The 22,450-nt window shown below is 58.2% G+C and carries 22 protein-coding genes; 16 read left to right on the top strand and 6 right to left on the bottom strand.

The window, feature by feature from the left end; all coding sequences use genetic code 11:
• Positions 1-46: 46 nt before the first annotated feature.
• From AACZ86_RS04275 to AACZ86_RS04305, 7 genes are all read left to right on the top strand, one after another.
• Positions 47-1,936: a 2-oxoacid:acceptor oxidoreductase subunit alpha gene (locus AACZ86_RS04275; RefSeq protein ID WP_339689619.1), complete on the top strand. Its 1,890-nt coding sequence runs from the start codon at positions 47-49 to the stop codon at positions 1,934-1,936.
• Positions 1,933-2,964: a 2-oxoacid:ferredoxin oxidoreductase subunit beta gene (locus AACZ86_RS04280; protein WP_339689621.1), complete on the top strand. Its 1,032-nt coding sequence runs from the start codon at positions 1,933-1,935 to the stop codon at positions 2,962-2,964. The genes AACZ86_RS04275 and AACZ86_RS04280 overlap by 4 nt, the downstream gene beginning before the upstream one ends.
• A gap of 142 nt (positions 2,965-3,106) precedes the next feature.
• Positions 3,107-4,099, top strand: a complete 993-nt coding sequence (locus tag AACZ86_RS04285; protein ID WP_339689622.1) for a metal-dependent hydrolase — start codon at positions 3,107-3,109, stop codon at positions 4,097-4,099.
• Between the two features lie 14 nt (positions 4,100-4,113).
• A complete protein-coding gene (locus AACZ86_RS04290) occupies positions 4,114-5,505 on the top strand; it encodes a deoxyribodipyrimidine photo-lyase (protein ID WP_339689624.1) in 1,392 nt (463 codons plus the stop codon).
• Between the two features lie 158 nt (positions 5,506-5,663).
• Complete coding sequence (locus AACZ86_RS04295) at positions 5,664-6,446, top strand: SDR family oxidoreductase (RefSeq protein WP_339689627.1); 783 nt, start codon at positions 5,664-5,666, stop codon at positions 6,444-6,446.
• 55 nt (positions 6,447-6,501) lie between these two features.
• Positions 6,502-7,746: a cyclopropane-fatty-acyl-phospholipid synthase family protein gene (locus AACZ86_RS04300; RefSeq protein WP_339689629.1), complete on the top strand. Its 1,245-nt coding sequence runs from the start codon at positions 6,502-6,504 to the stop codon at positions 7,744-7,746.
• Between the two features lie 19 nt (positions 7,747-7,765).
• On the top strand, positions 7,766-8,971 hold the full coding sequence (locus AACZ86_RS04305; RefSeq protein WP_339689630.1) for a serine hydrolase domain-containing protein: 1,206 nt from the start codon (positions 7,766-7,768) through the stop codon (positions 8,969-8,971).
• Here AACZ86_RS04305 and AACZ86_RS04310 read toward each other — a convergent pair.
• Complete coding sequence (locus AACZ86_RS04310) at positions 8,964-9,665, bottom strand: SDR family NAD(P)-dependent oxidoreductase (protein ID WP_339689631.1); 702 nt, start codon at positions 9,663-9,665, stop codon at positions 8,964-8,966. The genes AACZ86_RS04305 and AACZ86_RS04310 overlap by 8 nt on opposite strands.
• Positions 9,666-9,667: 2 nt before the next feature.
• A complete protein-coding gene (purF, locus tag AACZ86_RS04315; protein ID WP_339689632.1) occupies positions 9,668-11,191 on the bottom strand; it encodes an amidophosphoribosyltransferase in 1,524 nt (507 codons plus the stop codon).
• A gap of 177 nt (positions 11,192-11,368) precedes the next feature.
• Here purF and hisI point away from each other — a divergent pair, with 177 nt between their 5' ends.
• The 4 genes from hisI (at position 11,369) to AACZ86_RS04335 (ending at position 14,592) form a co-directional block, all read left to right on the top strand.
• Complete coding sequence (gene hisI / locus AACZ86_RS04320; protein WP_339689634.1) at positions 11,369-11,740, top strand: phosphoribosyl-AMP cyclohydrolase; 372 nt, start codon at positions 11,369-11,371, stop codon at positions 11,738-11,740.
• The gene (locus AACZ86_RS04325) at positions 11,737-12,267 is read left to right on the top strand and encodes a hypothetical protein (protein ID WP_339689636.1); all 531 of its coding nucleotides are present in this window, start codon (positions 11,737-11,739) and stop codon (positions 12,265-12,267) included. Before hisI ends, AACZ86_RS04325 begins: the two co-directional genes overlap by 4 nt.
• A gap of 31 nt (positions 12,268-12,298) precedes the next feature.
• A complete protein-coding gene (locus AACZ86_RS04330) occupies positions 12,299-12,718 on the top strand; it encodes a MerR family DNA-binding transcriptional regulator (RefSeq protein WP_339689638.1) in 420 nt (139 codons plus the stop codon).
• Between the two features lie 71 nt (positions 12,719-12,789).
• Positions 12,790-14,592: an acyl-CoA dehydrogenase C-terminal domain-containing protein gene (locus AACZ86_RS04335; RefSeq protein ID WP_339689640.1), complete on the top strand. Its 1,803-nt coding sequence runs from the start codon at positions 12,790-12,792 to the stop codon at positions 14,590-14,592.
• A gap of 9 nt (positions 14,593-14,601) precedes the next feature.
• Here the strand turns inward: AACZ86_RS04335 and AACZ86_RS04340 are convergent, their stop codons facing one another.
• Positions 14,602-15,390 carry an aspartyl/asparaginyl beta-hydroxylase domain-containing protein gene (locus AACZ86_RS04340; RefSeq protein WP_339689642.1) on the bottom strand — a complete coding sequence of 263 codons (789 nt, stop codon included), beginning with the start codon at positions 15,388-15,390 and terminating at the stop codon, positions 14,602-14,604.
• Between the two features lie 270 nt (positions 15,391-15,660).
• Between AACZ86_RS04340 and AACZ86_RS04345 the strand changes: the two genes are divergently transcribed.
• Positions 15,661-15,933 carry a hypothetical protein gene (locus tag AACZ86_RS04345; RefSeq protein ID WP_339689644.1) on the top strand — a complete coding sequence of 91 codons (273 nt, stop codon included), beginning with the start codon at positions 15,661-15,663 and terminating at the stop codon, positions 15,931-15,933.
• A 33-nt stretch (positions 15,934-15,966) separates the two neighbouring features.
• Here the strand turns inward: AACZ86_RS04345 and AACZ86_RS04350 are convergent, their stop codons facing one another.
• From AACZ86_RS04350 to AACZ86_RS04360, 3 genes are read right to left on the bottom strand one after another with little or no spacing between them, the layout of a single operon-like run.
• Positions 15,967-16,707, bottom strand: coding sequence for a dienelactone hydrolase family protein (locus AACZ86_RS04350; protein ID WP_339689647.1), 741 nt, complete (start codon positions 16,705-16,707; stop codon positions 15,967-15,969).
• Complete coding sequence (cysK, locus tag AACZ86_RS04355; RefSeq protein WP_339689649.1) at positions 16,704-17,624, bottom strand: cysteine synthase A; 921 nt, start codon at positions 17,622-17,624, stop codon at positions 16,704-16,706. Before cysK ends, AACZ86_RS04350 begins: the two co-directional genes overlap by 4 nt.
• Before the next feature lie 16 nt (positions 17,625-17,640).
• Positions 17,641-18,921: an MFS transporter gene (locus AACZ86_RS04360; protein WP_339689652.1), complete on the bottom strand. Its 1,281-nt coding sequence runs from the start codon at positions 18,919-18,921 to the stop codon at positions 17,641-17,643.
• Positions 18,922-19,094: 173 nt separating this feature from the next.
• On the opposite strand from AACZ86_RS04360, the gene AACZ86_RS04365 reads away from it, so the two are divergent.
• The 4 genes from AACZ86_RS04365 (at position 19,095) to AACZ86_RS04380 (ending at position 22,361) form a co-directional block, all read left to right on the top strand.
• Entirely contained in the window at positions 19,095-20,813 is a 1,719-nt protein-coding gene (locus AACZ86_RS04365) for a DUF885 domain-containing protein (protein ID WP_339690241.1), read from the top strand.
• Between the two features lie 134 nt (positions 20,814-20,947).
• Positions 20,948-21,673, top strand: a complete 726-nt coding sequence (locus tag AACZ86_RS04370; protein ID WP_339689654.1) for a L,D-transpeptidase family protein — start codon at positions 20,948-20,950, stop codon at positions 21,671-21,673.
• 282 nt (positions 21,674-21,955) lie between these two features.
• Positions 21,956-22,093: a hypothetical protein gene (locus AACZ86_RS04375; protein ID WP_339689655.1), complete on the top strand. Its 138-nt coding sequence runs from the start codon at positions 21,956-21,958 to the stop codon at positions 22,091-22,093.
• Positions 22,094-22,118: 25 nt separating this feature from the next.
• Complete coding sequence (locus tag AACZ86_RS04380; RefSeq protein ID WP_339689657.1) at positions 22,119-22,361, top strand: hypothetical protein; 243 nt, start codon at positions 22,119-22,121, stop codon at positions 22,359-22,361.
• Positions 22,362-22,450: the final 89 nt, after the last annotated feature.

Below are 22,450 nucleotides of genomic sequence, written 5' to 3' on the forward strand. Positions count from 1 at the left end.
TCTAGGGCGGTTTGCGTAATAATTATAAAGGCACGGAAAATCCATTATGGCCACCGCATTGAAGCAGGAAGAACCGAATAGTCCCCATCCCGAAGGCGCCGAGAATGTCGTCGTGCGTTTTGCTGGCGATAGCGGCGACGGGATGCAGCTGACCGGAGGGCAGTTCACTCTGTCGACGGCGCTGGCGGGGAGCGATCTTGCGACTTTCCCCGATTTCCCCGCTGAAATCCGGGCGCCGCAGGGCACTTTATTCGGCGTGTCCGCTTTCCAGATCAACTTCGGCAGTCGCGCGATCGAAACCGCCGGTGACCAGCCCGATGTGCTGATCGCGATGAACCCGGCAGCGCTGAAGACCAATGTCGATGCGCTGCGCGCTGGCGGTCTGATCATCGCTGACGCTGGCGAGTTCGGGAAACGGAATCTCGACAAGGCGAAATACGAGAATAATCCGCTGGAAGACGGATCCCTGGCGAAATGGCAATTGCTCAAGCTGGATATTTCCGCGCTGACGCTGGAAGCGGTGAAGCCGTTCGGCCTTGGCAACAAGGAAGCCCTGCGCTGCAAGAATATGTGGACGCTGGGCCTCGCGCTCTGGATGTTCGAGCGCGACCGGCAGCCGATCGTCGACTGGCTGAAAGGCAAATTCGCGAAATTGCCGGATGTTGCGGAAGCCAATATCGCGGCGCTCAACGCCGGCCATGCTTATGGCGAAACCGCTGAACTGTCCGGTGACGGTCTTGGCAGCGGCCATCTTACGTCGCGCACAGTCGGTGCCGCTCCCTCGGCACCGGGCAAATATCGCACGGTGACTGGCGCAGAAGCGCTGTCGCTCGGTCTGGTCGCTGGCGCGCAGCTCGCCGGCTTGCCGATGTTCTTTGGCGGCTATCCGATCACCCCGGCCTCGGCGATCCTGCACCATTTGTCGCGGCTGAAAGAATTTGGCGTGACCACATTTCAGGCGGAAGACGAAATCGCCGCGATCGCAGCAGCGATTGGCGCAAGCTATGCCGGTAAACTCGGTATTACCTCGTCATCCGGTCCCGGCATTGCGCTGAAAGGCGAGGCCATGGGGCTGGCGATCATGACCGAGCTACCTTTGGTCATCGTCAATTCGCAGCGCGGCGGACCTTCGACCGGACTGCCGACCAAGACCGAGCAATCGGATCTCTATCAGGCTGTCTATGGCCGCAACGGCGATGCGCCGATGCCGATCATTGCAGCGCGCTCGCCCAGCGACGCCTTTGAATGCGCGATCGAGGCGGTGCGGATTGCGGTACAATATATGACTCCGGTCATGCTGCTCACCGACGGCTATATTGCCAATGCGGCGGAGCCGTGGAAGATCCCCGATGTCAGCGGTATCGAACCATTCCCGACCACATTCCTGGAAACGATGCCGGAAGGCGGATTGAAGCCTTATGCCCGCGACGAGAAGCTGGCGCGGCCATGGATCAAACCGGGCACGCCGGGCTTGATGCACCGTATTGGCGGCATCGAAAAAGGCATTGATACCGGGCATATCGATTATGGCGCGGCCAACCACCAGAAAATGACCGAAATCCGCCGTGACAAGGTTTTGGGTGTTGCGGACAGCATCCCGGATCAGGATGTCGCGCTGGGCAAGGCTGGCGGCAAGCTGGCGGTTGTCGGCTGGGGTTCGACCTTCGGGCCGATCCATCAGGCGGTCCGCCGGGCTGTCGAAGCAGGCAAGGATGTCGCCCATATCCATATCCGGAATATCTGGCCGATGCCGAAAAATCTCGGCGACCTGCTGAAGGGCTACGACCGCGTGATCGTACCGGAAATGAATATGGGACAGCTGAAAACCCTGTTGCGCGACCAGTATCTGGTCGATGCCAAGCCGGTAAACAAGGTTTCCGGCCAGCCATTTACCATCGCCGAGATCGAGACGGCGATTGAGGAGAATTTGTCATGAACGAGATGACCAAAATCACGACCACGCTGAAAGACTGGGAAACCGACCAGGAAGTACGCTGGTGCCCCGGCTGTGGCGATTATGCCATTCTGAAGGCCGTACAGCGGACTATGCCCGATCTGGGTGCTGATCCGTCCAAGACGGTTTTTGTCAGCGGTATCGGCTGCTCCTCGCGCTTTCCTTATTATATGGAGACTTATGGTTTCCATACGATCCACGGTCGTGCGCCTGCGGTTGCGACCGGTGTGAAACTGGCCAATCCGGAACTCGACGTCTGGATTATCACCGGCGACGGCGACGCGCTGTCGATCGGTGGCAATCACACGATGCATTTGCTGCGCCGCAATCTCGATTGCCAGGTGATGCTGTTCAACAATGAAATTTACGGACTGACCAAGGGCCAATATTCGCCGACCAGCCGTCAGGGTACGCAAAGTCCCTCGACGCCTTATGGTTCGGTCGACCGGCCCGCATCGCCTTGTGCATTTGCGCTGGGTGCCGGTGCGCGGTTCGTTGCGCGGGGGATCGATATCCACAAAGGACTGCCCGACGTACTCAAGGCGGCCCATGCCCACAAAGGCACGTCCTTCATCGAGATTTTCCAGAATTGCATCGTCTATAACAAGGATGTGTTCGAGGAATTTGCGGCGAAGAAAACCGCGGCCGATACGCAGCTGCATCTGATGAACGGCGAACCCATGCTGTTCGGCAAGGGCACCAAGGGTATCACGCTCAATCGCAAGACCCTGCAGCTGGAAGTCGTCGATGTGGTCGACGGTGACTGGCAGGCGGCTGACGTGATCGTTCACGACGTTACCAACCGTTCGGTCGCGCATATGCTGATTGAAATGCAGTTCGGCGAATTCCCGATGGCGCTGGGCGTCCTCTATGACGATCCGCGGCCGACGTTTGAGGCGGCTGTGGTTGCTCAGAACGAAGCGGCAGCGGCGGGTAAGACGCCGGATTTGCAGGCTTTGTTGAGCAAGGGTCAGACCTGGACCGTGACCGAGGGTGGGCCGGAACTGTAAAGATTTTTGGCTCGCACGAAGACACGAAGGCACTAAGATGCAGCCACTTTCAAAGATGGTGTGAAGCGACTAGCCAATCAATATTATGATGGTTAGATCGGAACTTCCTTTGTGACTTTGTGTCTTCGTGTGAGCAAAAAATTTGGACAATCTAACCCACAGCCTAGCCGGTGCCGTTCTCGGCCAGATGGGCCTGAAAAAGAAAACCGGTCTCGGCATGGCGACGTTGATCATCGCCGCCAATATTCCCGATATCGATGCGGTGGCGACCTTGCTGGACGGGGTGCAGCATCTGGCGATCCGGCGCGGGATCACCCATGGGCCGATTGCGATGCTGGTTTTGCCGCTGTTGCTGACCGGGATCATGATCGGGTTCGACCGTTGGCAGGCGAAGCGCGGGAAACGGCCTGCGGACCGCTTGCCGATCCACAAGGGCTGGCTGCTGGCGCTGGCCTATATCGGCTGTCTCAGCCACCCGGCGCTGGACTGGCTCAACAGCTATGGCATCCGGCTGCTCGAGCCCTTCTCGTCGCAATGGTTCTATGGCGACAGTATCTTCATCATCGATATCTGGATCTGGGCAGCGTTGATCGCCGGTGTCTGGCTCTCGCGGCGGCGGGAGAAAAAGGGCGGTGGCAATTGGCAGCGTCCGGCCTGGATCAGCTTTGCCATAGTCTGCGCCTATATTTTTGCCAATGGGATGATCACCGGCAAGGCGGAGGCGGAAACGAAATCGCTGCTCGATAGTGATGTTGCTGAAACAGGAAACTCCGGTCCGATTGCGGACCAGCCGGAAATGGTCGTAGCCAATCCGCTTCCGCTCCAGTTCTGGAAAAGGGAAATATTGTGGCGCAATGAATCCGCTTACGGGTCTGGATCTTATAGTCTTTTTGAAGGTTTGCTACTCGGCGAGAAGCATGGAATTCCCGGAAATAGCGAGTTTCTCGCAAGGGAAATGACAAGGTCGGACAAGAATGCTGCTGCGTTTCTCTTCTGGTCACGGATGCCGATCATCAAGACGGTCGGTGCCCGTGTAACCATCAAAGACCAGCGCTTCATGGACCCGCTGGTCGATGACCGGTTCACCGTCCGCGCCAATGTCCACAAGGACAGGTTGGAACAAGCGCTTCCCTGAGACATGGGAGGGATATGACAAAACCAACCATCATCTGGTTCCGCCGCGACCTTCGCCTGGCCGATCAAGCTGCCGTAATAGCGGCGGCTTCGAACGGTCCGGTCATTCCGGTCTATATTCTCGACGATGAAACATCCAGACACCGCTCTATGGGCGGGGCTTCGCGCTGGTGGCTGCACCGGTCATTGGAAGATTTGGAAGCATGTTTTCAGGCTTTGGGATCACGTCTGATCCTGCGCCGGGGGCCGGCTGCAGAGCATTTGGCCGAAATTGTCAAATCCACCGGAGCGGATGAAGTGCATGCGCTGCATCATTACGAGCCTTGGTGGCGCAATGCCGAACGAATGTTGGAAAAATCCCTCGGCGATGAGGCGCGGCTGATCCTCCATGACGGCAATTATCTGCTGCCGCCCGGGACGGTGACGACCGGGGCTGGCACGCCCTATAAAATCTACACGCCGTTCTGGAAGGCGCTGCGCCAGCATATGCCGCCGGGGGAAGCCGCTCCCGCACCTGAAAGCCTCGATACGCCGGACAGCTGGCCGGATAGCGATGCTCTGGGTGACTGGGGGCTATTGCCGACCAAGCCGGACTGGGCTGCCGCCTTTGGCGATCACTGGCAACCCGGCGCAGCGGGCGCGGAGGAGAATCTGGAGGAATTTGCCGATAAGGCGGCGCAATATGACGAGGGTCGCAATCTGCCTTCGGAAGAGCTTGTATCGCGCCTGTCGCCGCATCTCCATTTTGGCGAGATCAGCCCGACGAGGATCTGGAACCGGCTGGCCGGACAGGGGAGCAAGGTCGAGACCTATCTCAAGGAGCTCGTCTGGCGCGACTATGCGCAAAATGTCATCGACCAGTTCCCGCAATATGGCGGCGAGAGCTATCGCGAGAAAATGCGCGCTCTGCCGTGGCGGGACATAAGTGACGATAGGGTGAAAGCCGACTTCAAGGCCTGGTGTCAGGGCAAGACCGGCTATCCGATTGTCGATGCCGGGATGCGCGAACTCTGGGCCACCGGCTGGATGCATAATCGTGTCCGGATGATCGCCGCGAGCTTTCTGATCAAGCATCTGCTGATCGACTGGCGCGAGGGCGAGCAATGGTTCTGGGACACGCTGGTCGACGCCGATTACGCGTCCAACAGCGTCAACTGGCAATGGGTTTCCGGCACCGGCGTCGACAGCAACATGTTCGTCCGGATCATGGCGCCACTGACCCAGTCGGAGAAATTCGACGCGGGCGACTATATCCGGCAATGGGTCCCGGAACTGGCCGATATTGACGATCCCTATATTCACGATCCGGAAGACCACGGTTGCAAGCCCAAAGATTATCCGGCCAAGATCATCGGGCACAAGGAAGCGCGGGAGCGGGCGCTGGACGCCTATGCCGAGGTGAAATGAACCCGGGGATTGAAATGCGCGCAGCGAGCCGATATTAATGGCGCGCAGATCAAAGGATATCGGGTCGATGAACAAGTAGGTCGCCGTCAGGCAATATCAAAATCACCCATTCCGGTCCTTCGGGCCGGATATTTTGACACCTATATTCAGGACCTCTTATGCACAGACTATCAGGAAAATTTTGTATCATCACCGGCGCCGCCCGCGGCATCGGCAAGGCTATTGCCAAGGCTTTTGTCGACGAAGGCGCGACGGTTCTTCTGACCGATAGCGATCCCGCGACATTGGCCGCTGCTGGCGAGGAACTCGGCTGCGACACATTGCTGCTCGACGTGGAGCAGGAAGCGGATTGGAAGCGGCTCGCCGCCTTGCATCCGGTCGCTGATGTCGTCGTCAACAATGCCGGTGTGACCGGTTTCGAGAAGGGCATCGGTCCGCATGATCCGGAAAATGCCTCGCTCGAAGACTGGCGCGCGGTGCACCGGGTCAATCTTGACGGGACTTTTCTCGGGTGCCGCTATGCGATCCGGGCGATGAAGTCCAAGGGCAACGGCTCGATCATCAATATCTCGTCGCGATCGGGTCTGGTCGGTATTCCGGGAGCTGCGGCCTATGCTGCCTCCAAGGCGGCCATTCGCAATCATACCAAGTCGGTTGCGCTTTATTGCGCGCAGCAGGGCTGGCAAATCCGTTGCAATTCGATCCATCCCGCCGCGATCATGACTCCAATGTGGGAACCGATGCTGGGGGAGGGCACCGCGCGGGCGGAGTCGGAAGCCGCTCTGGTGCGCGACACGCCGTTGCGGCGCTTCGGCAAGGCCAGCGAAGTGGCGGCTATCGCTGTCCTGCTGGCATCCGATGAAGCGGGCTATATCACTGGATCTGAACTGAATATCGACGGCGGCATTCTCGCCGGGTCTGCTGCCGCTCCGGGTAACTGAACCAGCGGATAGTTCTACGTTGCCAAGCGCTTAGCGCTGGTCCATATTTGGGCCCATGAACGTCGAAAACCCCAAACGCGGGCAGCATCTGCTCGATGCACGCAAACGCTTCGCCACGGGCGGAGGGTTTTTCGCGCGCCTGTTCGCGCCCGGCTTTCACCATATTCTCGACCGGATCGATGCCGGCATGGACCATGGCACGTTCGAGGGAAAGCTGCCCGACGGAACCACCAGGATATTGGGCGGCCGCGGCGAGGGGCCGATGGCTGAGATCAACCTGCACAGCTGGAACGCGTTGCTGCGGCTGATCAACGGCGGGTCGGTCGGCTGGTACCGGGCCTGGGAACTGGGCGAATGGGACAGCCCCGATCTGGTGTCGGTGTTCGATCTGTTCACCCGCAATCGCGAGGGGCTGAAAAGCACCGGACGTGCTTCGGGTTTCTTCAACTGGGTCGTAAAGCGGCGGCACCAGAAGCGCGGCAATGACAAAAGGCGCGCGCGGCAGAATATTCAATATCATTATGATCTCGGCAATGATTTCTACCAGCTCTGGCTGGACGAGAGCATGAGCTATTCCAGCGCCATTTTTGCCAATGAGGCTGATAGTCTGGAGCAGGCACAGCGTAACAAGATCGAGGCGATAGCGCAGCGATTGGCGACCAAGTCCGGCGACAGCGTGCTGGAGATCGGCTGTGGCTGGGGCTCGCTGTCGGGCAGTCTGGCGCGCGACCATGGTCTGGAAGTGACCGGCATATCGCTGTCCGACGAACAGACGGCATGGGCGCGGGATCATCACCCGGAGCCGCAATTTCTGATCCAGGATTACCGCGATGTCGAGGGGCAGTTTGATGCCATTGCCAGCGTCGAGATGGTCGAAGCGGTCGGTCAGCAATATTGGCCCGATTTCCTCGACTGCATCGCGCGCAATCTGAAGCCCGGCGGCCGGGCGGCCCTGCAATATATCTGCATCGCGGACGATATTTTCGAACAATATGCAGCCAGCGCCGACTTCATCCAGACCTATATTTTCCCCGGCGGCATGTTGTTGTCGGAGAGCCGTTTTCGCGCGCTGGCCGAAGCCCGGGGCCTGCAATGGACCGATCAGACGAATTTTGGGCTCGATTATGCGGAGACACTGAAAATCTGGGGCGAGCGCTTTGACGAGGTGGTCGACCGCGGGGACCTGCCGACCGGTTTCGACGAGCATTTCGTCCGGCTGTGGCGCTATTATCTCGCTTATTGCGAGGGTGGTTTTCGTGGTGGCGGCATCGATGTCGCACAGGTAACATTGATAAAATAATGAAAAAACGGGGGAGTGAATGATGAAATTATTGGGGACACTGGCGCTGCTGGGCGCAACCTGCCTGAGCCTGACGGCGTGCGAGCAGGTGCAAAAAGTAGCGGCGGATGCCGTTGGCCTGCCGACCGACAAGAATATCCTGTTCTGGACCGATGCGCAGCGGGACAAGGCGTTCCGGATGATGGACACATTGGTGCCATCCAACACCATCGAGGCTGGCGAAAATCCTAAGGTTTTGGCAACCGGCACGGCATTGCCGGACAGCTTCGAGGTTGCCGGCAAGCCGCTGTCGATCGACGAATATATGGAACAGCAAAGACTGGCCGGGATGGTCATTTTGCAGGACGGAAAAATCCGCAAGGAAGAATATCGCCGCGATTTCGACAAGGATGGACGCTGGACCTCTTTCTCGGTCGCGAAGTCGCTGGTCTCGACGCTGGTCGGCGCGGCGATCAAGGACGGACATATCAAATCGCTCGACGATCCCTTGACCACCTATATCCCCGAACTGAAGGGCAGTGGCTATGACGGGGTGACCGTGTTGCAGCTGTTGACCATGACGTCGGGTGTGAAGTGGAACGAGGATTATGGCGATCCGAAATCCGATGTCGCGCTGTTCAACAATACCAAGCCTGTCGACGGGATGGATCCTATCATCGTCTATATGAAGACGCTGAAGAACGAGGCGACGCCGGGGACACGCTGGCAATATAATACCGGCGAGACCAATTTGATCGGTGTCCTGGTAGCCAAGGCAACGGGTAAGACCTTGTCTGAATATTTATCCGAAAAGGTCTGGAAACCTTATGGAATGGGGCAGGATGCCGAATGGTTGCTCAACGAGGGCGGCAAGGAAATCGGCGGCTGCTGCATCTCGGCGACGGTGCGTGACTATGCGCTGTTCGGGCAGTTCGCGATGAATGGCGGCAAGATCGGCGAGACCTCTGTTGTCCCGGATGGCTGGTTTGACAAGGCCGGTACAAAACAGGCTGACATCGGGGCGCCGGGGCGCGGCTATGGTTATCAATGGTGGACTTTTGACGACGGCAGTTTCGCCGGACAGGGTATTTTCGGCCAAGGAATCTTCATCGATCCGGCGCACAAGCTGGTTATCGCGACCAACGGCAACTGGCCGAGCGCGTCACCCGACGAGCAAAAGAACCAGCGGATCGCGTTTTTTGAAGCGGTGAAAAAATATGTGGCTGCAGAGCCGCCGGTCAGCTGATCCGGAAATGCTCGCCGGTTTCGAAATCGCTGGCGAGTATTTCAACCAGCCGGTCGGCGACGACCGATGGTAGTTTGACACTGGCCGGATCTTCGCCCGGATAGGCATTGGCGCGCATTTCGGTGCGGGTCTTGCCGGGATCGATAATTGCCGTGCGAATCTTGCCCAGATTACGCATTTCTTCGCCATAGCTGAGCACAAGCGTCTCAAGCGCGGCCTTTGATGCACCATAAGCGCCCCAAAATGCCCGCGGCTTGCGTCCAACACTGCTGGTGATGGCGAGCAGGCGGGCGTTTTCGCTCTTGCGCAGCATCGGATCAAAGCCGGCGATCAGGGCCTGTTGCGCGATCAGGTTGAGCGTCAGGATCTTGTTGAATTCCTTGCCATCAATGGCCGGAACCGGGGTCAGAGTGCCCAGCATCGCCGCGTTGAGCACGAGAATGTCCAGTCCGTCCCAGCGACCGGAAATCGCGGTGGCAAGACGGCCGATACTGTCGCCGTCGGTCAGATCTAGCGGCGCGATGGTCGCGTTGCCGCCTGCCAGATGGATCTGTTCCTCGAGCTTCTCGAGCCCGTCGGCGTTGCGCGCTGTGATGACGACATGGGCGCCTTCCTTGGCCAGTGCCAAGGCGGTTGCTGCACCGATACCGCGGCTTGCACCCGTAACGAGCGCCAGTTGACCTTCAAACTTCATGGTCAGTTCGCTGATTGCTTGAGGCGAGGCAGGTCGCCGGATGGTTCATGGTCTCGCGCCGTGCCGGATGAATCGGAACGCTCGTTGAGCATCGTCAACTGGTCCGTTTCTTCCTCGCCGTCGCGGTCAGTGAGAACGGTCGGATAGGCGCCGGTGAAACAGGCATCGCAATATTGCGGCTGGATATCATGGCGGGTTTCTTCACCCGCAGCGCGGTAGAGGCCGTCGATCGATACGAACGCCAGACTGTCGGCCTGGATGAATTCCCGCATTTCCTCGATCGATTTGCGGGCCGCGAGCAGTTTTTCCCGCTTCGGCGTGTTCACGCCATAGAAGCAGCTGTGCATCGTCGGCGGGCTGGCGATCCGCATATGGACCTCGGCTGCACCGGCTTCGCGCATCATCTGGACGATTTTCAGGCTGGTGGTACCGCGCACGATCGAGTCGTCGACCAATACGATCTTCTTGCCGTTGACCAGTGGACGGTTGGCATTATGCTTCAGCTTGACGCCGAGATGGCGGACACCGTCACCGGGCTGGATGAAGGTGCGGCCGACATAATGCGAGCGGATGATGCCGAGTTCGAAGGGGATTCCCGATTCTTCGGAGAATCCGAGCGCCGCGGGGGTGCCGCTGTCCGGAACCGGAATGACATAATCCGCTACAACAGGGCTTTCGATCGCCAACTGCGCGCCGATTCCCTTGCGGACGCTGTAGACCGAATTGCCATCGACAATCGAATCGGGCCGCGAGAAATAGACATGTTCGAAAATGCAGGGTCTGGCCTGATTGTTCGGAAAAGGGCGATGCGAGCGCAGTTCACCGTTGGTGACCACGATCAGTTCGCCGGGTTCGACGCTGCGGACATATTCTGCGCCGACCAGATCAAGTGCAACGGTTTCGGACGCGAAAACATAGGCCTCGCCGATCCGGCCCATGACGAGCGGGCGGATGCCGAGCGGATCGCGGCAGGCAATCATGCCTTCGGCGGTCATGCAGATCAGCGAATAAGCGCCTTCGACCTGTCGCAAGGCATCGATGAACTTGTCGAGCAATGTGCGATATTTGGATGTCGCAACCAGATGGATGATGACCTCGGTATCGCTAGTCGACTGGAAGATCGAGCCATGGCGAACCAGTTCGTCCCGCAATGCCAGGGCATTGGAAATATTGCCATTATGGGCGATGGCAAAGCCGCCGGATGCGAGATCGGCTTCGAGCGGCTGGACGTTGCGCAAGGTGCCGGCACCGGTGGTCGAATAGCGGACATGGCCGCAAGCGGAATCGCCGCGCAGACGGTTGATTATCTCTTCACTGTCGAAATTGCCGGCGACCGGGCCCAGTGCACGGTGGCTGTAAAATTCCTTGCCGTTGCGGCAGGTGATGCCGGCTGCTTCCTGTCCGCGATGCTGGAGAGCGTGGAGGCCGAGCGCAACCATGGCTGCTGCGTCGTCGATGCCGGCGATCCCGAACACGCCACACTCTTCCCGCAGCTTATCGTCATCAAACGGGTGGGTTGTCAGCATATCTCACCTGGCATGTTATTGGACGGGCGCGGGATGCCTGCCATATAGGTAGGAAAGGGGGCTTTGTCTGCCCCCAATGTCATAAAATCATAATATTGCGTGATCGGGCAGAAAGGGGCTCCGCCAATTGCGCCATTAGCCGTTGCACGGGAACGGATCGCGCCTTAATCCCATGCTATGACAAAAAGTGAACATGACCGAGAGTCCGGCAATATGCTGCAGCCGAAATATGATTCGAACGGGCTGATCACGGCGGTCGTCAGCGATGATTCATCGGGCGAACTGCTGATGCTGGCCCATATGAACGCCGAGGCGTTGCAACTGACGCAGGACAGTGGCGTCGCGCATTTCTTTTCCCGCAGCCGCCAGTGTCTTTGGAAGAAGGGCGAAACATCGGGTAATATATTGACAGTCACCGAGATGCGGATTGATTGCGATCAGGACGCGCTCTGGATCAAGGCTGTGCCGGCAGGTCCCGCCTGTCATACCGGTCAGAGAAGCTGCTTTTACCGGAAAATCGTCGACGGCAAGCTGGAGCCGGTCGTTTGAGTCGCTGCCTTCCCTTGATCTTGGCTCTGGTTCTGGCGGGCTGTGGCCAGGAGCAATCCGGTCCCGAAAAGCCGGACACGGAACTTTCGTCACTGGAACAGGCCGCGATTGACGCTGGTGTCATACCCGACGTCCGCAATGTCACGCTTTCCGGTGCCTTTGAACGACGGAGCGATCTGGGGACAGACAGGTTTTGCGCGGTCGGCAATGACGAAAACGGCTATCAGGTCGGGATGATCGCGATGTTCGGGCCGGACACCAAGTGCGAAGGCATGGGTGAAGCCGAACGCGATGGCGAAAATGTCCGTATCATCCTCAATAGCGAAGAAAAATGCAGCTTTACCGCCCGGTTTGACGGAGTCGAACTGAGTCTGCCCGGCGCTATGCCGAAAGGTTGCGCGAGCTATTGCAGTCCGCGCGCCGGCTTTAACGGGGTCAGCTTTTATCTGGTCGGCGAGGGTGATGCGGTCGCCCGTTCCACCCGCGGGCATGATTTTGAAAGTCTTTGTCCCGGCGGTGAGGATTGACGTTTACGTTAGCGTAAGCTATAAGGCCTGCATGTCACAATCGCCAAACCACGCCGAAATTGATACGCCCGATCTGCAAAACCGGGAAGCCTATACAATATCCGACCTGTCGGCAGAATTTGGCGTCACCGCACGTGCGCTGCGATTCTACGAGGACGAGGGGTTGATTGCCCCGAATCGCAAAGGCCTGTCGCGCATCTATAATAAACGCGACCGGGCGCGGCTTGCCTGGATAATGCGGGCTAAGAATGTCGGGTTCAGCCTGACCGAAATCCGCGATATGATCGATCTCTATGATCTTGGCGACGGCCGGAAGACGCAGATGCAGGTTACCGTCGAGAAATGTCAGGAAAAGGTGGATACGCTGAAGAAACAGCGCGCCGACATTGACAGCTCGATCAAGGAACTGACCGGTTTTATAAAGACTGTGCAGAACGCGATGGCGGACTGAAAGCGCAGCATCAATAGAGGATAGACGCCGGTAATGTCCGGCACCCCCCATTTGAGCAGAAAGTATATATCATGCCCAGTTATACCGCACCAATCGGCGAAGTCCGGTTCATTCTCAACGAAGTTCTCCATCTCGAGAATTATCTGAATCTCCCCGGTTTTGAAAATGCGACACCGGAAATGGTCGACGCGATCCTGACCGAGGCCGGGAAATTTTCCACCGAGGTTCTGCATCCGCTCAACCAGTCCGGCGATGAAGAGGGCTGCACCCGTCATGAAGACGGCTCGGTCACCACGCCAAAGGGTTTCAAGGAAGCCTATCAGCAATTGACCGACGGCGGCTGGACGACCTTGTCGTCGCCCGAAGAATTTGGTGGGCAGGGCCTGCCCCGCGTGGTCGGCAATGCGGTCATGGAATTCATGGTCTCGGCCAATCAGGCGCTGGAAATGTACACCGGCCTGACCCAGGGCGCGATTGCCTCGATCCTCACCGAAGGCAGCGAAGAGCAGAAACACACCTACGCCACCCAGATGATTTCCGGTAAATGGACCGGGACGATGAATCTGACCGAAGCGCATTGCGGTACCGATCTTGGGCTCATCCGCACGAAGGCCGAGCCGATGCCGGGTGGCAGCTATGCGATCACCGGCCAGAAGATTTTCATCTCTGCCGGCGAGCACGACATGGCGGAAAATATCATCCACCTGGTACTGGCCAAGACCCCGGGCGCGCCCGACAGTTCCAAAGGCATCTCGCTCTTCATCGTGCCGAAATTCCTGGTCAACGAAGACGGCTCGCTCGGCGAACGCAATGGCGTAAGCTGCGGCTCGATCGAGGAAAAAATGGGCATCCACGGCAATGCGACCTGCGTGATGAACTATGACGGCGCGACCGGCTATATGGTCGGGGAAGAAAATAAGGGCCTGCGCGCGATGTTCATCATGATGAACGCGGCACGGCTGGGCGTTGGCCTGCAGGGTCTGGCGCAGGGCGAAATCGCTTATCAGAATGCGGTCGTCTATGCCGGGGACCGGCGTCAGGGCAGGGCGCTGACCGGAGCACAGGATCCGGAAGAAAAAGCGGATACATTGTTCGTCCATCCGGACGTTCGCCGGATGCTGATGGACGGCAAGGCATTTACCGAGTCGATGCGCGCGCTGGTTCTCTGGGGCGCATTGCAGGTTGATCTGGCTGACAAGGCCGAAACCGAAGAAGAGCGGCAACTGGCCAATGATCTGGTCAGCCTGCTGACCCCGGTGGTCAAAGGCTATGGCACCTATATGGGCTATCAGATCGCCACGGAATCGCAGCAGGTTTACGGCGGACATGGTTATATCCGCGAATGGGGCATGGAACAGTTCGTCCGCGATGCGCGGATTGCAATGATCTATGAAGGCACCAACGGTATCCAGGCGATGGATCTGGTTGGTCGCAAGCTTGGCCAGAATGGTGGCCGTGCGGTTCAGGCCTTTTTCAAGGTGGTTGCCGACGAGATTGCCGAAGCAAAGGGCCACGAGAAATTGTCCGGATTTGCCGAAGCTCTGGAAAAAGCCAATGGCGAGCTGCAGAAAGCGACGATGTGGTTCATGCAGCACGGCATGGCCAATCCGAACAATGCCGGCGCCGGCGCTTATCATTATATGCATATCATGGGCATCGTATCGCTCGGACTGATGTGGCTGCGGATGAGCAAGGCGGCCCAGGCCACTCTCGATGCAGGCACGGACAATCCGAAATATTACGAAGCCAAGCTGGTGACGGCGCAATATTTCTCTGAACGTTTCCTGCCGGACACGGGCTCTCTCCGCCGCAAGATTGAAGGCGGTGCCGACTCGATCATGGCGCTCGATCCGGAAATGTTCGCGGTCGCCTGAATGATCTGGTCAGGCGGCTTCGTTCCGTTCCGCCTGCTGATAAGCTTCTTCCCAACGGGCCAGATTTCGCCGGGCATCCTGCACAAAGGGTGACCGGCGAATGCCCCACAGCGCCAGATCATTGGCAAATCGGCCAAGCAGGCGCATCGGGCGCTTCACCTGCACCAGCAGGATGACCCGACGCTGATCTGTCCGGTTGTGCACTTCGTGATAACAGCTGTCATCGAAAACCAGCCACTTCCCCGCTTCCCAGAAATAGTCCTCATCCTCGACCTGCATTGTGCATCGTTCGGGTTGATCGGGCATGATCAGCCCGAGATGGCAAGTGACCAGACCACGGGTCACTCCGCGATGGCGGGGAATCGTGGCGCCGGGTTCGAGGATCGAGAAAAAGGCGGAATTGAGATCGGGTATCCGGCGGACCAGTTCCGCTGTAACCGGCGCCCGTAAACAATTTTCCGGCACTTCATAGCCATAGCCGAACAGAAAGAACGAGCGCCAATTGCCGTCGCCGGCAATCCGCTGGTGGTCGGGGGATATATCGTTGAGCGGCGGCACCGCGTCACGGTGGCGCAAGATCGCAGCGGCCTCCTGCGCGATATCCTGCCAGCGCTCGGTCAATCGTTCGGTCCACGGGAAAGCCGTGGCCGGAAGGACCGGTTCGTTGGGGATTTTCGAATGGGCGGTCGATATTCTGTTCATCGCGCCGCGCAGCCGTTTGCCGACCCTTATGATCAGCGGTCGGCTATTTGTTTTTGTCAGCGTTGCAGATGTTTCTGCAACCTTGTTTCCGGACATCGCTCGCAACCTTTCTGTTGAAATGCCCCGGACCCGTTTTTCGGATTATATCGAGAAATGTGACCATTTTTCGACAAACTGTGGCCAACAATCTGTCAAAGGCAGCGCCAATGACCGGTTGCGACAGACTGTGTATATTCGCAGATAGATTACGAAAATCAGCAGCTTAGCGCCTATTTTGCCCATATAGTCGATGGTTGCTGGACCCGTGTCCGGGCTTGGCTCACAACAGCTGTGACAGGGGAATGATCTGCATAAGGAGTATATGCAATGCATTCCAACATAGCCCTAAACGGCCTGCGCCGGATGACACCCTATCTGATTACCGTCGGATTAGGCCTGTCCGTTCCAGCCAATGCTGCACAACCCGAAGTTTCGGACGAGACGCCGTCCGAAATCCCGGCCCCGACCATCGATACAGATGGTGACGGGATCATGGATGCCTGGGATCGTAGCGGCGACGGTCAGCCCGATGCCTGGGATACCGATGGTGACGGCCAGCCGGACGCGCTCGACAATGACGGCGATGGCAAGCCGGACTAGATCAGCTTATCGATAATGCGAGAAACACCGGGCCTATTGCTGGTCCGGTGTTTTTCTGGTTTCAAATACTTCGGCAAACATGCTGAGCATCGCGGCCTTGCTTTGCCGGTCGGCCGAGGCATTATATTTCACCGCATCCAGTGATCCGGATGTGCTGCTGGCATCGGTGAATCCGTGAAGAACGCCGGAATAGATATGCACATGACAATCGGCCCCAGCGATATCCATTTCTTCGAGAAAGGCGCGCATCTGCTTGGGCGGAACCAGTGGATCGGCCCGGCCATGGCAAACCAGGATGCGTGATTTTATCGTCCCGCGCTTGGCCGGTAGCGGTGTCGCGAGCAGGCCGTGGAAGCTGACCACCAGAGCGATATCTTCACCGCCGCGTGCCATTTCGAGGACGATTTCACCGCCCATGCAATAGCCGATCGCGCCGATCCGGCTGTTGCCCAGCTTTGATCGCCTGCGCAATTCTTCCAGCGCGCAGCGGAACCGTTCCCGATAATATTCTGCGTCCGCGCGCAACTCGTTCGCCAGCAGACGCGCTTCGCGCATATTTTCGACGGGACCCTTTCCATACAGGTCACAGACCATCGCGCTATAGCCCAAAGAGGCAAGCCATCTGGCGCGGTCGAACATCTGCTTGTTCGGACCCATGATGGTCGGAACAATCAAGATACCCGCGCGCGGATAGCGGCTGGGTTGGGCCATATAGCCTAATAAATCTACGTCACCATGCCGATAGGTGAACTGCTGGACCTCTATCGAGCTCATTCTTCGGGCAAAAACTCTGGGACGGACAGATAGCGTTCGCCGGTATCATAGTTGAAACCGAGGACTTTCGCACCTTTGCCCAGCTCAGGCAGCTTCTGGGCAATTGCGGCGAGAGTGGCGCCGGATGATATGCCGACGAGCATGCCTTCTTCCTTGGCGGCTCGCAGCGCCATTGCCTTGGCATCAGCGGGATCGACCTGGATCGCGCCGTCGATGCTTTGTGTGTGCAGATTGCCCGGGATGAAGCCGGCACCAATGCCCTGGATCGGGTGGGGGCCGGGCTGGCCACCGCTGATTACCGGCGAATTTGTCGGTTCGACGGCGTAGACTTTCAAATGGCTCCAATGTTCTTTCAATACCTCCGCGACGCCCGTGATATGGCCGCCGGTGCCGACGCCGGTGATAATCGCGTCGAGCGGATCATCTTTGAAATCATTGAGGATCTCGATGGCCGTGGTGCGCTTGTGCACTTCAAAATTGGCAGGATTTTCAAATTGCTGCGGCATCCATGATCCGGGTGTCTGGTCGACCAGCTCTTGCGCCCGTTCGATCGCGCCCTTCATGCCCTTTTCTTTCGGGCTCAGGTCAAAGCTTGCGCCATAAGCGAGCATCAGACGGCGGCGTTCGAGCGACATCGACTCGGGCATGACCAGTATCAGATTATAGCCCTTGACCGCGGCCACCATCGCCAGTCCGACTCCGGTATTGCCCGATGTCGGTTCGATGATCGTGCCGCCGGGCTTCAGGGCACCGGATTTCTCGGCATCTTCGATCATTGCAAGGCCGATACGGTCCTTGATCGATCCGCCGGGGTTGGAGCGTTCCGATTTGATCCACACATTGGCATCGCCGAACAGGCGCTGCATCTTGATATGCGGCGTATTTCCGATGGTTTCGAGAATATTGTTAGCAATCATTATCCTGCACTCCTGTTCATTTTGTCATTCTTGCTGCCGGTGCCATTTCCAGATCTTCCGGCGGGTCAAATGTTTTGGCAGCACCTAATTGAGGGAAAAGGCGCGACCAGAGTCCGGTCACCACTATAGCACCGGCTCCGCCCGCGACAATGGCCGCGATTGGACCGACCAGAACAGCGAGGCCTCCGGATAGTGCATCGCCAAGTTCATTTGATGCGCTGATGGTCATCTGACTGACCGCGCCGACGCGTCCGCGCTTGGCGTCCGGGGTGTGTAGCTGGATCAGCGAGCTGCGGACATAGACGCCGAACATGTCGGCAGCACCGCAAATTCCGAGGCAGGCCATCGAGAGATACAGGTTGGTACTGAGCCCGAAGCCGATCGTGCCGAGACCGAATACGGCCATGGCCACCAGCATGCTGTTGCCGACATTCTTGCTGAGCGGAGCAAAGGAGAAAATAAGCGCGACAATCACCGCGCCGACGGCCGGGGAGGCGGCGAGCAGCGACAGGCCGATTTCGCCGGCGTGCAATATGTCCTTGGCGAAAACCGGGATCATCGCGGTTGCACCGGCGAGGAACATGACCAGCAGATCGAGCGTGATCGCGCCGAGCACGAGCTTGTTGGTCCAGACATAGGCCATGCCGTCGCCGACCTGTTGCAGCGGGCTCTTGGTCTTGTCGGCTGCCGCGCGCGGGACCGGGCCGATCAGAAAGACCGCCAGCGTCGCCAGCGCGTAAAGTCCGGCGCAGACAAAATAGGGCAGGGCCGCATCGACCTTGTACAGCGGGCCGGCCATGCCCGGACCGGCAATGACACCGACCTGCCAGGCGATGGTCGAAAGAGCGATGGCGCGTGGAATCGAGGCTTTCGGCACCAGATTGGGAGCGAGCGAGGTGATCGCCGGTCCGAGAAACGCCCGGCAGATGCCCAGCAGCACCGCGATGATATATATCGTCCAGAGGGTAATCCCGCCGGTTGCTGTCAACAGTCCCAGAGCCAGCGCAATCATCGCCTGAGCCGCCAGCACGATACGCGCAATCCATCGCCGGTCCATATGGTCGGCGACCCAGCCGACCAGCGGTGTCAGGATGAAGAGCGGCACGAACTGGAGCAGCCCGAGCAGGCCCAATATGCCCGCCGATGCGCTGATACCCATGTCGACGCGGGCCAGATTATAGGCTTGCCAGCCGAGGATCAGCATCATTGCGTAAAGCGCGAACATCGATGCGAGTCGCGAGAACCAGAGGTAGCGATAATTGGCTATTGTAAAGGGATGGGGTGCGGTGCTGATCACAGGGTGACTGCTAGCGATTCCCGCAACTTGCTGCAATCAATTCATGGCCGGGTGGAAAGATTTGGGCGCGCCGCAGTTCGTCGAATAGGGCTGGCCAAGCGACCGGCGACTATGCCAATCAACAGCCACGAAAATAATCGAATGGAATATTCCCCGGGGAGATGAAAATGAAGATGCGCAATCTATTGCTGGCGGTGTCGCTGGCCGCCTTGACCGTGACCGGATGCAAGAAGATCGAGGACGAGCCAGTCGCGGCAATGGAGATTGATCAGGATACGGCCTGGGGTAGCTATCTTTCCGGCTTCCTCGACGGCTATTTTCCCGTCAATCCGACCTTTGCTGTCTATCAGGGCAAGCATGAATTTGACGGCCAGCTTCCTGACTGGAGCGCGGAAGGCCTCAAAAAGGCCGTAGACATCCGCAAAAAGGCGATTGCGGGCGCGATGGCGATTGACGCTGCAGACCTGAGCGAGGCTGAAAAATTTGAACGGGAATATCTGGTAAATGTGATGGAGGGCGAGCTTTTCTGGCTGGAAACCGCTGACTCCCCGCACACCAATCCGGCTTATTATGTCGGTGCGCTCGACCCCAATGTCTATATCGCCCGACCCTATGCCGACGCGACCACGCGGATGAAGGCGTTTATCAAATATGCCAATGCGGTTCCGGCCGCTGCCCAGCAGATCAAGGACAATCTGAAACTGCCGCTGCCCGAAACCTATCTCAAATTCGGTCAGGCTGGCTTTGGCGGTTTCGCCGACTATTTTACCGGCGACGCGAAGGCGGCCTTTGCCGAGGTAAAGGACCCCGAGCTGCAGCGCGAGTTTGATGTGGCTGCGGCTGCGGCCGCGGCGGCGATGAAGGATCTGGCCGGTCATATCGGATCGGTCCCGGCGACCAAGGACGGCTATGCTCTGGGCGCCGAGAAATTTGCCGCGATGGTCAGCAAGACCGAAGGCGTCAATGTCTCGCTCGACGAGCTTGAAGCCATCGGTCAGGCTGATCTCAAACGCAATCAGGCAGCCTTGGCCAAGGCTTGCGCTGCCTTTGCGCCGGGCGCGAGCATTGTCGACTGTTTTGCGAAAATGGCGGCGAACAAGCCCGAGAAAGGCCCTGTGCAGGAAGCCCGCGATCAATTGCCGCCCTTGCGCGAATTTCTGATCGAGAAAGATCTTGTGAGCATTCCCGGCACCGAGGTCGCGCAGGTCGAGGAATCGCCGCCCTATAACCGGCAGAATAGCGCCTATATCGACATCCCGGGACCTTATGAAAAAGGCCTGCCGAGCGTTTATTATATCTCGCCGCCGGACCCGTCGTGGGACGAGGCCACCCGCGCCGCCTATATCCCCGGCAAGATGGACCTGCTCGGCACCACGATCCACGAAGTATGGCCGGGCCATTTCCTGAATTTCCTCCACGCCAATCGCGCGGAATCGATCTTCGGCAAATTGTTCGTCGGCTATGCCTTTGCCGAGGGCTGGGCCCATTATACCGAAGAAATGATGGTCGAAGCGGGGCTGCACGATGGTGATCCGGAAACCAAAATCGGGCAATTGTCCAACGCGCTGCTGCGCAACTGCCGCTATCTGTCGGCCATCGGCCTGCACGCGCGCGGGATGACGGTCGAGCAGAGCCTCGATATGTTCCAGAAGGAATGTTATCAGGATCTCGGCAACGCGACCCAGCAGGCGGCGCGCGGAACCTATGATCCGGCCTATCTCAATTACACGATGGGCAAGCTGATGATCCGCAAGCTGCGCGAAGACTGGACCGGCGGCGATCGCAGCAAATGGAAGGCTTTTCACGACGAGTTCCTCAGCTATGGCGGCCCGCCGATTCCGATGGTCCGCAAGGCGATGATGAAGGAAGCCGAAGCAAAAGCGGTTTTCTAGCGACACACTTAACAAGGGGCGCCTGCCAGCGCGGGTGTCCCTTTGTTGCCCGTTAACGCTGATCCTTAACATTCCTGCTGGTGCCGTACCGCAGCGGGACGGCCCGAAAATCGGGGATTTTTCTTCGCAAATCCATGGTAAATGCTTCCTTAACGAATGGAGCATTGGTGATGGTCGAGAAAATTGCATATCGGGTGAGCGCATCGATCTTGCTGCTGGCAGCCCTGGCGATTGTCGCCATGCTGGTGATGGGCCTGACCCGCGCCGATGCCGGTTCCTCTTCCGTCCCGTCGACGGTGGTTACCGAAAATGCTGCTCCCGAACCGGTTGAGCAGACTATATCCGTTACCGAGTCGATTGTGGCGGATCCGGTCGAAATTGCGGACAAATTGCCGTTGAGCGACAAGTTTGTGGTCAAACGCATCCTCGAGATCAACGAACCTTTCGTCCACGGCTATTATAAATGGGACGACGAAGGCGTGCCGGCGGGCGAGCTGGTCGTGACCGTCGATCTCAAGGCCGAGAGCATTTCAGTTTTCCGTGCCGGCTATGAAATCGGGGCGGCGGTGATCACCTTTGGCGATTCCGAAAAGCCGACTCCGACCGGTGTCTTTCCGATCAGCCAGAAGAGCAAGGACCATGTCTCGAACATCTACGGTTCGCCAATGCCCTATATGCTGCGGCTGACCAACGACGGGATTGCGATCCATGCTTCCGACGTCAAATGGGGCTGGGGCACGCGCGGCTGCATCGGTGTGCCACTCGAGTTTGCGCGGCTGTTGTTTGAGCAGGCCACGCTCGGCGACCGGGTAATCGTGACCAATGGCAAGATGATGGGTCTTGGCGACGCCATTTTGTGAGATTGCTGGCCGCTCGCCAATGATCGCGTTTAACATTGTACTGGCCTTACAATAGCCGTCATCCCTTCCTATATATAGAACAAGCCTTCGTGATTGCAGGATTGCAGTCTTGACCGGCATTGCCTCTTCACGCTCAGAAATGATTCTGATCGGCTTTCCTGAGGCAGGATATCATTCGCATTATTATCGTTTGAGTTTGTTCGCCGACAGTCGATCCGGTTGCTCGCCTCCTTGAGATGACCAGCCAGCTGCCGCCCGAACATCACCCCGGAAGGAAATATCATGGCTAAATCACAGAAAAAATCCAATCGCGAAGTCCGCAAACCCAAAGCCGAGAAGAAAAAGACCAATGCGTCCAATCCTTCGGCCAAGCCGGGCGTTGTAGCGGGCCTTGAAAATATGAAAAACAATCGCGGTTGATAGCGCGAAGGAAAGGAATGCACCCATGCGCGTAAAAGCCGCAACATGTCGCGAACAAGAAGCGCGGCAGCTTGATCTCGCCGCCAATGATCCGCTGGAAAGCCGCCGCATAGTTGCGGCGGCCGCGGCGAAGGCGTGGGGTCTCGAAGCGATCCAGGCCGAAAAGCGCGAAGCCGGCCACCTGAGCCCGCGCGACAAGGTCGACGCGGAAATTGCACGGGAATTCGCCGAGGAAACAGAAGCCGACGCGCTCGAGGACGATGCCTGATATGGAGCTTCGACTGATAATAGCTTATGCTTTGATCGCGCTGCTGGTTGGCGGCCTCAGTACGGTCGTGATCATCATACGGAAGAAAA

The sequence above is a fragment of the uncultured Parasphingorhabdus sp. genome (assembly GCF_963975735.1).
Lineage (GTDB): Bacteria > Pseudomonadota > Alphaproteobacteria > Sphingomonadales > Sphingomonadaceae > Parasphingorhabdus.